Raw genomic sequence first — 15,065 nt, forward strand, 5'->3', positions numbered from 1 at the left:
GGCGCCGGCGTGTGGACCCGCGACATCAATCGCGCCTACCGCATGGGGCGCGGCATCAAGGCTGGCCGCGTGTGGACTAACTGCTACCACCTGTACCCGGCGCACGCGGCGTTCGGTGGCTACAAGAAGTCTGGTGTGGGGCGCGAGACCCACAAGATGATGCTCGACCACTACCAGCAGACCAAGAACCTGCTGGTCAGCTACGACATCAATCCGCTGGGCTTCTTCTGAGCCTGTGCCCCGGCAGCGTCCGCTTTCCGGGGCCTCTTTTCTGCCTGTCGCACGCCAGATAGCGCGTGCGGCAGGCAGCCCTCAGCCCTGTGGGGCTCCCTCTCGATCATCACGATGAGCAACGAAGCGTGTGGCGGGCGAGCCATCGGCATTGAGCTGCACGATGCGCTCCGGGCGCCCCTCGGCATCGAGATGCACCTGTCCCAACCCGGCACCGTTCCACAAGCGCTCGCCGCGGGTGCCGCGATCGGGGGTGTGCGGGATGATGAGCATCGGCCGGCGTTTAGTCAGCCAGTTGAGCGGCGAGCGTGGCGCATACAGCCAGCGATTGAGGCGATCGAAACTATCGAGCAGACGGCGCGGGAATTCATTCTTCAGGCCGCTGCTGGTGATCTGCCACAGATGCGGTCCGCTTTCGCGCTGGCGCAGGCGGATGTCGTAGCTGAACGAGTAGTGCACATCACCGGAGAGGATCACGTAGTGGGCCGGGGTGCGTGAGTGGCGGAAGATGTTCAGCATCACCTGGGCGCTACCGCGGTGCGCCATCCAGTTTTCTGCATCGACCAGCAGCGGGTAGCCCGCCCAGGTGAACAGGCGCTGGATCCCCTCGATCAGCTTGACGCCGAACATCGGTGCCGGCGAGACGATGATGGCCGCCGGCTCGTCGAGCAAGGCCTGCTGCAGCTCGCAGAGCGCTTCCCAGTCCATCAGCCCGGAGGGGCGGCTGAGGCGGCTTTCGCTGCGCCAGCGCTGGGTGCGGGTATCGAGCACCAGCAGGGTGGGCTGGCCACTGAGGCGATAGCCCCAGCGGCGAAAGCGCAGCAGCGCTCCGATCAACTCATCCTGCGGGCGAGCATCCAGGCGGTTATCGGCGGCCTGCGCCTGAGCCAGCAGCGCCTGCAGATCTGGCATCAGTGCCTGGAAGACATCAGGATCATTGCCCCAGCCTTGGCAGAGCAGGTAGGCGAGCAGTGCATTGCCGATGATCCGCCGCGAGAAGGGGTGGCCGTAGGCACTGGCTTCCCACTGGGCGGAGAGGTTCCAGTCATCGGTGATGTCATGATCATCAAAGATCATCAGGCAAGGCACCTGCGACAGCGCGCGCGCCACCCGATCAAGGCTGCCGACAAAGCCATCGAGCACCCGAAGCTCCGTGGCATAGCGTTGCTGCTGGGCGGCGGTCAGCGGCGGGATGCGCGGGCTGATCAGCCGCCAGGGCACCGGCGACCAGCACAGCAGGTACATGGCCATGACCTCGGCAAAGGTCACCAGATGGTTATGGGCGCTGGCGCTGGTGAACACCGGCTTGCGGGCGCCGCCAAAGAAGCGCTCGCGCAGCGCCTGGTTGGCGTCGCAGGCGGGCAGCAGGCGCTCGCGCTGGTAATAGCTGTCGGCATGGCGATACAGCGCCTGGCTGTCGCTGACCATCGCACCTTCCAGACACTCATCAAACAGCCCCAGCCGCTCGATCAGCGCGTGGATGGCGACCAGCATGGGACCGGCAACGTCATCGGCATAGATCTGGTCGCCGCTGAGCATCAGCCAGGCCGGGCGTTGGGATGGCTGCTGCAGGCTTTCCTCCAGTACGCGATCGGCCAGCGCCAGACCGTCTGCGCTGGCATGGTGCGGCTTGCGGCAGGAGCCGTGCAGCAGGTGATCGTGACGAGCGCGGCGCACGAACTGCAGGCGCGTCTGCCCCGGGTACAGCAGGTGCGGGGCCAGATCAGCCAGACGCTGGCCATCGCTGCACAGGTCGTAATCGATCAGGGTATCGGCGGGCAAAGCCTCGGCCAGGGGCAGATCAATCAGGTGCAGCCAGGCGTGCCGGCCTACCGGCAGGCATTGGCAGTGCGGTGCATCGAGCGTCTGGCGCAGGCTGCCACCCGGCCAGTCCAGTTCGAGGGTCAGTGTCAGCGGGCGACTGGCGACCAGCCACAGCACCAGACGCTGGGCTTCCAGGCGGCGTAGCAGCGGCCCCGCCAGCAGGTCGGGCAGGGCGGGTGGGGCGGCGGTGCAGGGGGCGTCAAGGGGCATGGACGGCTCTGGGTAGCGGGTATGCAGCGTTGAGCGCGCTACTTTAGCACCTGGGCCGACCCTGCGTGGCGGGTGCGCTCCGGCTTGGCACGGGGCCACGGAGCACCGCGTCAGGGCTGGGCGAGGAAGTCCAGCGCCAGGGCCGCCATACTGCGGGCGCCGACCGCCAGTGCCGCTTCGTCGATGTCAAAATAGGGCGAGTGGTTCGGCGGAGCGGTCTTCGGGTCCTGACGCTTGGGATCAGTGGAGCCGAGGAAGAAGAACAGTCCGGGTACCTTCTGCTGATAGGCGGAGAAGTCTTCCGAGGCGCTCAGTTTCGGCGCGGTGATCGCCTTGCCGCCGGTGACCTGCTGCAGGGTCGGTGCCATGCGCTCGGTCAGCGTGGCATCGTTGACCGTGGTGGCATAGCCGGGCTTGAGCACCTTGAGCTCCGCTCGCGCCCCGCTGGCGGCGGCAATCGATTCAGCGGTGACCTGCATGCGCTTGAGGGTTTCATCGCGCATCCCGTCATCGAAGGTGCGCACGGTGCCGAGCAGTTCGACGCTCTCTGGGATGATGTTCTCGCGGTTGCCGCCCTGGATCGAGCCGATGGAAATCACCGCCGGCTCGCGGGCCAGGTTGAGCTGGCGGCTGACGATGGTCTGCATGCCGAGGATGATCTGCGCGCTGCTGACAATCGGATCGATGCCATTCCACGGGAAGCCGCCGTGAGTTTGCTTGCCGCTGACCTTGAGGGCGAAGGCGTCGCCGGAGGCGAGGATCGGGCCGGGCCGATAGGCCACGGTGCCGGTGGGGAAGGCGGGGATCAGGTGCAGGCCAAAGATGGCATCCACCTTGGGATTTTCCAGCACGCCGGCGGCGATCATCGCGCGGGCACCAATCGGTGCCTCCTCATCCTTGGGCACTTCGGAGTGGCCTTCTTCAGCGGGCTGGAAGATGAACTTGACGCTGCCGCTGATCTGCTCGCGCATGCCGGCCAGCACCTCGGCGGTGGCCATCAGGATCGCGGTGTGTCCGTCATGGCCACAGGCGTGCATGATGTCAACTTCCTGACCCATGTTCAGGCCGCGGGCCTTGGAGGCGAACGGCAGTCCAGTCAGCTCCTTGATCGGCAAGGCGTCCATGTCGGCGCGCAGCGCCACGATCTTGCCGGGCTTGGCGCCCTTGAGCAGGCCAACGACGCCGGTGCCGCCAACGCCGGTGGTCACTTCCATGCCGAGTTTGCGCAGGTGGTCAGCCACCAGCTTGGCGGTGCGCTGCTCCTGGTTGGACAGCTCCGGGTGCTGGTGGATGTCGCGGCGCCAGCCGATCATGCGCGGCTCCACCGCGGCGACGCGGGTCTGGATTTCGGCCAGCGCAGCAGGCTCGACGGCCTGGACGGTGTTGCTCAAGCCAAACAGGGCGCTGCTCAGGGCGAGGGCAAGGGCGTGAGGGGCAAGTCTTGTTGTTGTCATTATGGGTGCTCCGAAAAGGCATTCGGGCCGATATGACCCGAGGAGCGACCATACAAAGGGCTGTATGATGCGTCTAATGCGTAATTTTCATTTTTTTGATAACAGAGTGTGATCAGTGAATCTCACTCATCTACGCCATCTGCTGGCGCTGGCCGAGCATCACTCGTTTCGCAAGGCGGCCGAAGCGCTGTGTCTGACCCAGCCGGCCCTGAGCCGCAGCCTGCAGGCGCTGGAGCAGGAGCTGGGAGTGCGGCTGATCGACCGGGTGGGCAAGCGCAATGCACTGACCGCCTATGGCCAGCAGGTGGTCATCCATGCCCGGCGCATGCTCGGCGAGGCGGCGGAACTGCGCAGCAGCATCGAGCGCCTGCGCAGTGGCGAGTTGGGGCAGCTGCATGTCGGCCTGGGCCCGACACCGGCTTCGATCCTGATGACGCCGTTTCTGCGCCATATGGCCAGCCGGTATCCGCGGGTGCAGGTGAAGATTGCCCGCGGTTCGGTGCCGCTGTTGCTGCAGGCCCTGCATGATGAGGCAGTGGATGTGATCGCCATCGATTATCGGGCGCTGAGTGCATCCGATGAGCTGCAGATTGAACGCCTGCCCTCGCTGCGCGGCGGTTTCCTGTGCCGGTGCGGGCATCCGCTGCTGGCGCTGGAGACCGTCACGCTGCCGGCGCTGCGCGCGTATCCCGTGGCCTCGATGCCGCTGAGTGACGAGATTGCCCGCAACCTGATGCTCGAGCTCGGCCAGGAGGCCCATCCCCGTCAGTTGATGACCATCGACTGCGAGGATGTGGCTGGGCTTCTGGAGGTGGTGGAGGGCAGCGATGCGGTGTTCTTCGGGATCTTCGCCAGCGCCCGTGCCGCGCTGCAGGCGGGGCGTCTGCAGGAGCTGCGCATCACGCCGCACAGCGAGCGGTTCGGCCAGTACGCGCTGGTGCGTCTGGCCGGGCGCAGTGAGTCACCGGCGGTCGGGCTGTTTCGCACCTTTGTTGCGGCGCACTTTCACGACTGACGCCGCAATACCGTTACAAGCCCAGTAGTGCCTGTCGCTGCTGGGGCCATTGTTCGAGCCAGGCACTGAGGGCGTCCTCCGGCATGGCGCGGGCAATCAGCCAGCCCTGTGCCAGATCACAGCCGGCCTGGTAGAGATAGTCCCAGTCGCTCTGATCTTCCACGCCTTCGGCCACGGTGCGCATGCCCAGTTGGGCGGCCATCTTCAGGCTGGCATTGAGGATGCTGCGCCGGGCCGGATCATGGGCTGCGCCGTGCACGAAGCTGCGATCGAGCTTGAGCTCGCTGAAGGGAATATCGCGCAACTGGGCCAGCGAGGAATGGCCGGTGCCAAAGTCATCAATCGACAGCTTGATGCGCTTGAGGTGCAGCCGCGTGAGGATGTCCAGGGTGGTCTGCAGGTCCTCGATCAGATGACTTTCGGTGATCTCCAGCGTCAGGCAGGACAACGGCAGACCCGCTGCCGCCGTCTCGCTGGCAATCAGGTCTGGCAGATCCAGGGTATGCAGGTTCTTGGCCGACACATTGACCGCCACATGCAGCGGGTGACCGTTGGCATGCCAGCGCCGGGCATCCTGCAAGGCTTGTTGCAGGATCTGCCGGAACAGCGGATCGATCAGGCCGCACGCCTCGGCCAGCGGGATGAAGTGATCGGCGCCGACCAAACCGAGCTGTGGGTGCTGCCAGCGCGCCAGCGCTTCGACCCCCACGACGGCGCCTTTCTGAAAGGTCACCTTGGGCTGGTAGTGGTTGACGATTTGCCGCTGCTCCAGCGCGTGCAGCAGGTCGTCGCGGGTATGCGGGATGCGGGCGCCGCGTGTACCGGTCTGGGCTGATGCGGCGCTGCAGAGTGGTATCAGCTGCGCCAGTTGTGTGCGGTCTATCGGCTTTTGCAGGGCGCCCGGGACGTTCAGCCCGTGGGCACGGGCCAGGCGCCGGGCACTGTGCAGCAGGCGCGGATCCTCCTCGCCACTGATCAGCACCAGCGCGCCGCCGTAGGTCATGCCGGAAAGGTGGCGGATGAACTCGATGCCATCCAGTTCAGGCATCTGTAGATCACAAAAGACCAGCCCGGTCTCGGGATGCTCGGCGAGCCAGGCCAGCGCGTCGCTGGCCTGGTGGCAGACATGCACCTGCTCAAGGCTAAGGTCGCGCAGTTGCCGGGTCAGTAGCCGGCAGATCAGCGGGTCATCATCGACGATGAGGATATTCATGGAAAAGGCGCCCCGGACAGACGATCTGCCATAAAGAACGAATGAATGGCTACAGATTAGCGGATGTTATGGCTTTGGACCTACCCCAGCATCACAGGCCGCGTGTAACGTGAGGCGCCCTCACCGGGAGGACGGGTGCTCAGGTGACGGCAGCCTTAGTTGTGACCCTGTACAAAAAATCTCTGCGATAAAGGTCTCGTTACGATATGGAGCGCAAGTCGTCTATGCTGCAGGTTATCGCTAAACCCTTTCCGTCATTTCAGCAGGTCATGCCATGGGCACACTGACGATCAAACAGAAACTCTGGAGCATTCTGGCGGCAGCATGGATTGCCATGCTGGTCATTGCCGCCTGGGGGGCCTGGACCACCCGCTCGGTGATCATGAGCGAGCGTGAGAGCAAGGCGCAGGAGCAGACCGCGATCGTTCTGTCGCTGCTCAGCGATGTGGCTGCGCAGGTGGAGCGGGGTGGCATGGACCTGCAAGCCGGGCAGGTCTATGCCCGCGAACTGCTGAAATCGATGCGCTACGATCAGGGCCGCGGTTACTTCTTCGTCTTCGACCGTGAGTATTACAACGTCAGCCACCCGACCATTCCGGTGGATACCCCGCTGGAAGAGTTCCGGGATGTCGATGGTCAGTTGCTGTTCCAGGCGTTCGTCAAGGCGGCGGACGCGGCGGGTGGCAGCGCCTTTACCGATTACCGCTGGGCGCATGCCGGCACTGGCGAGCCTGAAAACAAGCGCTCCTATGTCGCGCTGTTTGAGCCGTGGGGCTGGTATGTGGGGACCGGCGTCTATGTCAGTGATGTCAACGCAGCCTTCTTCAACAAACTGCTGGGGGTGATCATCGAGCTGCTGGTGGTTGGTGGTTTGCTGAGCGTGCTGATGACCTGGGTGATCCGCAAGCTCGATCAAAGCCTAGGCGGTGATCCGCTGTATGCCGCCGATGTGGTGCGTCAGATTGCGGCGGGGGATCTGGGTGTGCGTCCGCGCCTGGCGGCCGGGGATGACAGCAGCCTGCTGGCAGCCATCTCCCGCATGGCTGCGCAGTTGTCGGGGATTGTCGGTGAAATCCAGCACAGCGCTCAGGCGGTCAATGAGGCTGCGTTGTCGATCAATGATGGGAACGCGGAGCTGTCCTCTCGCACCGATCAGCAAGCGGCAGCGCTGGCGGAAACCGCCTCGACCATGGAGCAGCTGACCTCGACGGTGAAGCAGAACGCCGAAAATGCTGCCCAGGCCCGTAATCTGGCCTCCAACTGCGCTGCCAGCGCCCGTCAGGGCGGGCAGTCGATGGAGCAGGTGGTGTCCAGCATGCAGGCGATTCAAAGCAGCGCCAGCCAGATGGCCAGCATCGTCGAGACGATCGACTCGATTGCCTTCCAGACCAACATTCTGGCCCTCAACGCCTCGGTCGAGGCTGCGCGTGCCGGTGAGCAGGGCCGTGGCTTTGCGGTGGTCGCGGGTGAAGTGCGCCGGCTGGCCAGCCGCAGTGCCGAGGCGGCGCAAGAGATCAAGGCGCTGATCAATGGCGCTGGCGATCAGGTGCAGGCCGGTAACCTGCGCGTGCAGGAGACCGGCAAGGTCATCCAGGGGGTGGTGGCCGACATGGCGCGCCTCAACACGCTGATCAGCGAGATCTCCTCGGCCTCCAGTGAGCAGAGCAGCGGGATCGAGCAGATCAATATCGCCGTGGCCGAGATGGATCAGATGACGCAACGCAACGCTGGGCTGGTGCAGGAAAGTGCGCTGGCTTCCGCCCGACTGGGCGAGCAGAGCGAGCGTCTGCGCGAGCACATGGAGCATTTCCGCACCGACGGCGTGGCCCGTGCGCCGCGCCGTGAGTCGCCACGCGCTGCCGATCACGAGGCGCCGGTGTTCTGAAGTGCTTGAAACGCGGCGGCGCGGCAGCGGAGGGTGCCGCGCCGGCTGCTATGATGGCGCGCGCTGCATCAGCGTCATCGAGCTGTCGCGACCGCGCGCCAAGATGAGCCTGCAGCCCCTTTTCACTTCGGAAGCCGCTATGAACGATATCTGGCAAGCCCTCTGCGAGGTCGATGGCCTTGACCCGCAACAGCGCCTGGCCGCGCGCCAGGCGATCCTCGCCGCCCCTGAGGCGCTTGATTGCAGCCTGTACCGCGCCGATGAGGGCGATGAGGATGCCGAAGAAGAGGATCTGGGCGATGCCCGTATTCTGTTTCAGGGGCCGTTTGTCGCGCCGCGCGAGTGGGATGCGGCAGCTTGTGCGGCCTATTACGACGAGACCGATCCAGCGCTGTTTTGCACGGCCTTGATCGAGTGCCTGGCTGATCCGCAGAGCCGGCAGTTCTTCACTCCGGAGGTGGGCGACTACGTTGCGGTGGTCACGGCCGAGGGGTTGGTGGAGATGTATTACCTGTACGACTGGCAGGAAGACGATCATGGACGCCGCTGCGTGCTGATCCGCGATGAAGTGGAGCTGGACTGAGCCGCGTCACGGCCTGCACTGCAGGGCGTGACGGGTAAACGCCTCAGCGGCCCGGGCGTGAGCCCCAGAGTTCTGCAAGGCGTGCATCACGCCCACAGCGCTGCCGGTAGAAGTGGTAGCGCAGCGGGTTGCGGGTGGCGTAATCCTGATGGTAGTCCTCGGCCGGGTAGAAGGTACTGGCCGGCAGGATTTCGGTGGCAATCGGCTGCGTGAAGCGCGCCGAGCGCTGCAGGGTCTCGCGGGAGGCTTCAGCCAGGCGCTGCTCCTCGTCATTGGCATAGAAAATCGCGCTGCGGTACTGGCTGCCGGTATCGCAGAACTGCCCGTCCGCATTCAGCGGATCGATATTCGGCCAGAAGTAGGCGAGCAGTTTCGGGTAATCCAGGCGCTGCGGATCGTACTCCACCCGCACCGCCTCGATATGCCCGCTATTGCCCGCCGAAACCTGCTCATAAGTCGGATTGGGCAGGTGCCCGCCGATGTAGCCTGAGGTGGTGCTCAGCACGCCGTCCAGTTGGTCAAAGTCCTTCTCCAGACACCAGAAGCAGCCGCCGGCAAAGATCGCCTCGGCGCGCGCCGGTGGGGCGGATTCAGCCAGGCTCTGTCCGGCGCCCAGCAGGCCGATCAGCAATGCCATGTGGCGCAAGGTGTTCAATCGCATGGTGTCAGCCTCGTAGTGCCGGCAGTGGCTCGGTACGTGGAATGAACTGCAGCGCCAGGCCGTTGTTGCACCAGCGCTCCCCGCGAGGGGGCGGGCCATCATTGAACACATGCCCCTGATGACCACCGCAGCGCGCGCAGTGGTACTCGGTGCGCGGCCAGATCAGCTTGAAGTCACGCTTGGTCCCCAGGTGCCCCTCGATGGGCTGGGTGAAACTGGGCCAGCCTGTGCCACTTTCATATTTGGCGCTGCTGTCAAACAGCGGCAGGTAGCAGGCGGCACAGACAAAGGTACCCTCGCGGTGCTCGTCATTCAGGGCGCTGCTGCCGGCCGGCTCGGTCGCTTCTTCAAAGAGGATTTTCCAGGCCTTGGGCGAGACCTGGTCGCGCCAGTATTCAGGGGCGTGCGGCAGGGCCTGAATGCCCACAGAGGAGGCACTGGCCCGCAGGCCGGCAGGCAGCAGAGTGAGCAGGGGCAGGCTTTTGAGCAGCAGGCGACGCTTCATAGGGGGCGGTCCGCGGTGGAAACGGTGTAAATCTAGCGCCACCGCCGCATCGGTGGGTAGCGCAGTTTTTTGCGGTATATGTCATGCCATGCGCGTTGCCTGGGGCTGTGGGGGCGGCAGGTTGTGCGGCATGGGGCGACAGGCCGGCTAGAGTAAGGGAAGATCGGGGTGATCCGCAGAGGGGCGAGGTGCATGATGCGAGTGATACGAAGCCTGCAGAGAGCCTGCTGGCTGTGCCTGCTCGTGCTGGTCGAGGCGGCTGTGGCCCAGGATGCCCTGCGGGTGGTGGGGGATGAGAACTACCCGCCTTACCTGTTCCGCGACAGTGACGGCAATGTGCAGGGCTATCTGGTCGATTACTGGCGACTCTGGGAGGAGAAGACCGGTATCCCTGTCGAATTGACCGCCACCCGCTGGGCAGAGGCGCAGCAGATGCTGCTGCGCGGTGAGGCTGATGTCATCGACATGATTTACCGCACGCCTGCCCGTGAGGCGCTGTATGGCTATTCCGAGCCCTACATCGATCTGCCGGTCAGCATCTTCAATCATGTGTCGATCAGCGGGATTTCCGGGCCGCAGACCCTCAAGGGGCTGCTGGTGGGCGTGCAGCGCGGCGATGCGTGTATCGAGCAGCTGGCGATGCACGGCATTACCGATCTGGCCTATTACGACAATTACAGCACCTTGATCCATGCGGCCCAGCAGCTGGAGGTCAAGATCATCTGCCTGGATGATGCCCCGGCCAGTTTTTACCTGTACCGCTTCTCCTCGGCGGATGAGTTTCGCAAGTCATTCACCCTGTACACCGGGCAGTTTCACCGCGCTGTGCGCAAGGGTGAAGCGGCCTTGCTGGCGCAGGTCGAGCGCGGTAGCCGTCTGATCAGCGCCGAGGAAAACGAAGCGTTGCGGCGCAAGTGGCTGGGCACGCCGCTGGCCGGGCAGGCGGCGCAGTGGCTGGAATATCTGCGCTGGCTGGTGCCGATCACGCTGGGCACCTGGCTGGTGCTGCTGGTCTGGCTCTGGACGACCCGCCTGGCGGTGCGGCGCAAGACCGCCGAGCTGGCGGCCAAGCGCGCGCGGCTGCAGGAAAGCGAGGAGCGCTACCGGCGCCTGTTCGAGGAAACCGAGCAGCGTGTTCTGGACCGTACCGCCGAGCTGGCCAGCACCAGTGCCGAGCTGGCCGCCTCGCGCGAGACGCTGCAGACCATCTTCGATACGGTCTCCACTGGCATTCTGATGACACACAATCGCGTGATCGTCGCCTGCAACCGGCGCTGTGAGGAAATGCTCGGCTATGAGCATGAAGCCCTGATTGGCGACAGCAATCGCATCCTCTATGCCAACCCCGAGGACTGGCAGCGGGTCGGTCAGCAAGCCTATGCGCTGTTTGGCAGCGGTCAGGCATTTACCTGTGAGGTCGAGGCGCGTCGCCGTGACGGCTCGACGGTCTGGGTGCGCCTGTCGAGTCGGGCGGTGGATCCGGCCAATCTGGAGTTCGGGATTGTCTCAAGCCTTGAGGACATCACCGCCGAGCGCGCAGCCCGGGCGGCGATCGAGCAGGCGCGCTTGTCGGCCGAGGATGCGGCGCGAACCAAGGCCGAGTTTCTGGCCAACATGTCCCATGAGATCCGCACACCGATGAACTCGGTGCTGGGCATGACGCACCTCGCGCTACAGGCCGAACCCCCTGAGCGGGTGCGTGATTATTTGCAGAAGATCCAGGCGGCCGGTCATCTGCTGCTGGGGGTCATCAACGATATTCTCGATTTCAGCAAGATCGAGGCCGACAAGCTGGTGCTGGAATCAACCGATGTCGAGCTGGAAAAACTGCTCACCGAGGTGGCGGATCTGTTCGTGGCGCGCGCCAGCGCCAAGGGGCTGGAGATGATCCTGGACATTGCGCCGGATGTGCCCGCCACGCTACTCGGTGATCCGCTGCGCCTGACCCAGGTGTTGGTGAACATGACCAGTAATGCGCTGAAGTTCACCGAGCAGGGGCAGGTCATCCTGCGGGTGGAGCGCCAGATGTTGGCTGATGAGGTTCCGGGGCTGCGCTTCAGCGTGATCGATAGCGGGATTGGTATTTCGGCGGAGGATCGTGCCCGACTGTTCGAGAGCTTCCGTCAGGTTGATAGCTCGATCACCCGGCGCTTTGGCGGCACGGGGCTGGGGCTGGCGATCTGCAAGCGGCTGGTCGAGCTGATGGGCGGCATGATCGGGGTCGACAGCACGCCAGGGCAGGGCTCGTGCTTCTGGTTCAGCGTGCCGCTGCACGCTGGCAGTGAGGTCGTACGCGATTACCCGCTGCAGGCGGATCTGCGCGGACTCAATACCCTGGTGGTGGATGACAATCCCCATGCCGCCAGTGTGATCGCGCTGCTGCTGCAGGGCATGGGCTTCAAGGCGACTCAGGCCAGCAGTGGTGAGCAGGCGTTGCAGGTGATTGCCGATGCCGATGCCCTGGGTGCCCCCTTTGATGTGATCTTCCTTGATTGGCACATGCCGGGGATGGATGGCCTGGCGGTGGCCGAGGCGCTGAGCCGGCAACCCTTGAGTCGCCTGCCGCTGGTGCTTATGGTCACAGCTGATGACCGTGAGGCGGTGCGTGAGCGGGCGACCCGCCTGGGAATCGGTGAGGTGCTGGTCAAGCCAGTCAGCCCTTCGGGCCTTTTTAATGCACTCTTGCAGCACTTTGGGCTGGCCCAGCAGCGCGCGGCCCAGCGTGGTCTTGAGGCGCCGGCCGCTAATGACCTTAAAGGCGCGTGGGCGCTGCTGGTTGAGGATAATGCCTTCAATCAGGAAGTGGCCCGCGAGTTTCTGCAGGCCTTTGGCATGCAGGTTGATCTGGCCGAGAACGGAGCGATCGCGCTGGACAAGGTGCGTCAGCACCCTTACGACGTGGTGCTGATGGACATGCAGATGCCGGTGATGGACGGCCTGACCGCGACCCGCCAGCTGCGCGCCATGCCCGAGGGGCGCGAGTTGCCGATTCTGGCCATGACCGCCAATGCCTTGCCCGCGGACCGGGCACGCTGCCTGCAGGCGGGGATGAATGATCACATTGCCAAGCCGATCGATCCGCGCGTGCTGCTGGCGAGCCTGCAGCGCTGGGTGCGTCTCTCGCCTGAGGCGGCAGATCGGCATCCGACCGCCGAGGCCGCAGAGGTCGCGGCTCCCGACACGCTGAGCGCAAAGCGTGAAGCCCTGGAGGATGAGGCATGTGTCAGTGCATTGCCGCCGATCGAGGGGCTGGACATGCAGGTGGGTCTGCAGCGTGCCTTGGGGCGTGAGGGCTTCTACCAGCATTTGCTGCGTCGTTTTTGTCGCGGCCAGCGTGACTGTGCGGCGCAACTCCGTGAGGCGCTGGTCCGTGGCGCCCGCGATGAGGCTGAGCGTCTTGCTCATAGCCTCAAGTCCGTGGCGGCGCAGATTGGGGCGGAGGGGATCAGCGCCCAGGCGGCTACGCTTGAACAGGCCATCCGTGCTGGGCAAGAGGATGCGGCGCTGATGCCGCTGATCGAGCCGTTGGCGCAGGCCTTGGAGGCGTTGATCCGTCAGCTGGACGCGCAGCTGCCCGAGGTCGAGAGCGAGGTGGAGGAGGCCAGTATTAATATGGGTGAGTGGCCGGCTGTGCGCCAGCAACTGATTGCTCTGCTGGCCTTCGATGATGGTGACAGCAAGCATGTGTTTGCCCGTCACCAAGCCTTGGTGCGTGCTGGTCTGGGCAGTGAGTTTGCGGCCTTTGCCCAGGCACTCAATGGCTTTGACTTCCCGCAGGCCTTGCAGATACTGCGCGCACATCCGGTCAGCGGCGAGGAAAGGCGTGATGCTTGAGGGGGACAGCGTGTGGTGGTTGGGCGCAGGTGTTGTGGTTGGGTTGTGGCTTTATAGGCGATACCGCCGCCGTCGTCCCGCGCAGCCGGGCAATAAGGTGGCTCGGCATGCCTGTATGGGCGGTGAGGAGGATGTGCGGGGGTGAGGCCTCAGGGTGGTGAATATCCTGTATCGAAGCAGCATACCCCGTAACGTACCCCTATTCATGGGGGATATCTCTTTGAAGCCTGGCAAGTCCAGATGCAAGGAAAACCGGCTCAAGTGGCCGGTTTTCGTGGGTTTCAGCGTGTTTTGGGTGAATCTGGATCAAGTCGGAAGTGTGTCATTGGTGCCCGAAGCCGGACTCGAACCGGCATGACCTTGCGGTCGAGGGATTTTAAGTTCACATTTTTCCATCATTTGGCGGCAGTTAGAGGCATTTAGGCTCCGCATCTCAACAAAATGATTGGCTAGATCGTCGGGTAATCCAACAATTTGGCATCCAGGGGCATACCTAGTCCGAGGCGCAGACGGTGCGCAGGCGGTGCGCTCCCTGCCCAGCCAACCGCGAGGAGCCCTCATCATGCCGAAGTACGCCCCAACCAAGCTAACGATTCGCTTTGTCGAGAACCTGCCACCCGCCGAGCGCGACCCAACCTCCGGGCGCGTCCTATCGTACTCCGTCCGGGATACCCTTGTCCCTGGGCTGATGGTTGTCGTGAATGCGAACTCCAAGTCGTTCGCTGTACAGCGCGACTTCTACGCCCAGGAGCGCGACGCCAGCGGCAGGCGCATCAAACTCGGGACGAGGCGCGTTCGCCTGGGCGACGCCCAGCAGTTCCTCTCAATCGAGGCCGTTCGGGCGAAGGCGGCGGAAGTTATCGCCAGCCTCAAGGCAGGCATCGACCCGAACACCAAGGCACCGGCCCAGGAGGTTGCACAGCCCGCCCCGGCCCCGGCCTACACCCTGGGCGACGCGATAGACGCCTACGTGGAGGTCTGCCAGCGCAAGGGCCGCAGGTCCAGCACCATCTCGGGCTACGAAAAGCTCGCAGAGCGTTACCTGGGTGGTTGGGTGGGCCGCCCGCTGGAGGAAGTCGGGAACGACCCTCTGGGCGTGGATAGACTGCACAGGGACATAACCCACGACCACGGCCCAGTGGCTGCGAACCAGACGATGAGACTACTTCGGGCTGTTTATCGGAGCGCGGCCAGGAAGATGCGGAACCTCCCACCTTGCCCGACGGATGCTGTGGATTGGAACGCGGAGAACCGGCGGACGTTGGTGGTGACGGACTGGGCGCAGTTCTTCGACACCATGGATGGTCTCAGGAACCCTGTCACCCGGTCGTTCTACTATTTCCTGGCGCTCACCGGCAGCCGCAAGGGTGCGGCGGAGGCGGCCCGAGCGGAGCATGTCAATTGGGAGCGAGGTTTCATCCACATCCCAGACCCAAAGGGTGGCCCACGAAGGGCGTTCGACCTCCCTCTGGGTAACCGGCTGCTGGCGCTCCTACGCGCCCAGGTGGAGGACAACAAGGCGGTGTTTGGGGCCAACTACCCGTGGTTGTTCCCCAGCCACTTCTCCAGCAAGGTGTAGTGGTCTACTGATCCCGGACACCGATTTAGGCGAAAATCATCGCCATTAGAGAGGTGTTCGATGAGTAGACA

The 15,065-nt window shown here is 64.2% G+C and carries 11 protein-coding genes and 1 tRNA gene; 6 read left to right on the forward strand and 6 right to left on the reverse strand.

The window, feature by feature from the left end; all coding sequences use genetic code 11:
• On the forward strand, nucleotides 1-231 hold a 231-nt coding region (locus MXC11_RS11795), incomplete at its 5' end, for an aldehyde dehydrogenase family protein (protein WP_250010375.1).
• 81 nt (nucleotides 232-312) lie between these two features.
• Here the strand turns inward: MXC11_RS11795 and MXC11_RS11800 are convergent.
• Both MXC11_RS11800 and MXC11_RS11805 read right to left on the reverse strand, forming a co-directional pair.
• On the reverse strand, nucleotides 313-2,265 hold the full coding sequence (locus tag MXC11_RS11800) for an alkaline phosphatase D family protein (protein ID WP_250010376.1): 1,953 nt from the start codon (nucleotides 2,263-2,265) through the stop codon (nucleotides 313-315).
• Between the two features lie 110 nt (nucleotides 2,266-2,375).
• On the reverse strand, nucleotides 2,376-3,719 hold the full coding sequence (locus MXC11_RS11805) for an amidohydrolase (protein WP_250010377.1): 1,344 nt from the start codon (nucleotides 3,717-3,719) through the stop codon (nucleotides 2,376-2,378).
• A gap of 115 nt (nucleotides 3,720-3,834) precedes the next feature.
• On the opposite strand from MXC11_RS11805, the gene MXC11_RS11810 reads away from it, so the two are divergent.
• The gene (locus MXC11_RS11810) at nucleotides 3,835-4,734 is read left to right on the forward strand and encodes a LysR family transcriptional regulator (protein WP_250010378.1); all 900 of its coding nucleotides are present in this window, start codon (nucleotides 3,835-3,837) and stop codon (nucleotides 4,732-4,734) included.
• A gap of 13 nt (nucleotides 4,735-4,747) precedes the next feature.
• On the opposite strand, the gene MXC11_RS11815 is transcribed toward MXC11_RS11810, so the two are convergent.
• Nucleotides 4,748-5,947: an EAL domain-containing response regulator gene (locus MXC11_RS11815; protein ID WP_250010379.1), complete on the reverse strand. Its 1,200-nt coding sequence runs from the start codon at nucleotides 5,945-5,947 to the stop codon at nucleotides 4,748-4,750.
• Between the two features lie 274 nt (nucleotides 5,948-6,221).
• Between MXC11_RS11815 and MXC11_RS11820 the strand changes: the two genes are divergently transcribed.
• Together MXC11_RS11820 and MXC11_RS11825 are read left to right on the forward strand one after the other, a co-directional pair.
• The gene (locus MXC11_RS11820) at nucleotides 6,222-7,832 is read left to right on the forward strand and encodes a methyl-accepting chemotaxis protein (protein WP_250010380.1); all 1,611 of its coding nucleotides are present in this window, start codon (nucleotides 6,222-6,224) and stop codon (nucleotides 7,830-7,832) included.
• Nucleotides 7,833-7,971: 139 nt separating this feature from the next.
• Nucleotides 7,972-8,415 (forward strand): hypothetical protein, encoded by a 444-nt coding sequence (locus MXC11_RS11825; RefSeq protein ID WP_250010381.1) that lies wholly within the window; start codon nucleotides 7,972-7,974, stop codon nucleotides 8,413-8,415.
• Between the two features lie 43 nt (nucleotides 8,416-8,458).
• On the opposite strand, the gene msrA is transcribed toward MXC11_RS11825, so the two are convergent.
• Together msrA and msrB are read right to left on the reverse strand one after the other, a co-directional pair.
• The gene (msrA, locus tag MXC11_RS11830; RefSeq protein ID WP_250010382.1) at nucleotides 8,459-9,076 is read right to left on the reverse strand and encodes a peptide-methionine (S)-S-oxide reductase MsrA; all 618 of its coding nucleotides are present in this window, start codon (nucleotides 9,074-9,076) and stop codon (nucleotides 8,459-8,461) included.
• A 4-nt stretch (nucleotides 9,077-9,080) separates the two neighbouring features.
• Nucleotides 9,081-9,581 (reverse strand): peptide-methionine (R)-S-oxide reductase MsrB, encoded by a 501-nt coding sequence (gene msrB, locus MXC11_RS11835; protein WP_250010383.1) that lies wholly within the window; start codon nucleotides 9,579-9,581, stop codon nucleotides 9,081-9,083.
• 192 nt (nucleotides 9,582-9,773) lie between these two features.
• Here msrB and MXC11_RS11840 point away from each other — a divergent pair, with 192 nt between their 5' ends.
• A complete protein-coding gene (locus tag MXC11_RS11840; RefSeq protein ID WP_250010384.1) occupies nucleotides 9,774-13,415 on the forward strand; it encodes a response regulator in 3,642 nt (1,213 codons plus the stop codon).
• Between the two features lie 326 nt (nucleotides 13,416-13,741).
• On the opposite strand, the gene MXC11_RS11845 is transcribed toward MXC11_RS11840, so the two are convergent.
• Nucleotides 13,742-13,840, reverse strand: a tRNA-OTHER gene (locus tag MXC11_RS11845).
• A 137-nt stretch (nucleotides 13,841-13,977) separates the two neighbouring features.
• On the opposite strand from MXC11_RS11845, the gene MXC11_RS11850 reads away from it, so the two are divergent.
• A complete protein-coding gene (locus tag MXC11_RS11850) occupies nucleotides 13,978-14,994 on the forward strand; it encodes an integrase arm-type DNA-binding domain-containing protein (protein ID WP_250010385.1) in 1,017 nt (338 codons plus the stop codon).
• The last annotated feature ends 71 nt before the right edge of the window (nucleotides 14,995-15,065 follow it).

The sequence above is a fragment of the Pseudomonas eutrophicaquae genome, from assembly GCF_023544715.1.
In the GTDB taxonomy this organism is placed as follows: Bacteria; Pseudomonadota; Gammaproteobacteria; order Pseudomonadales; family Pseudomonadaceae; genus Geopseudomonas.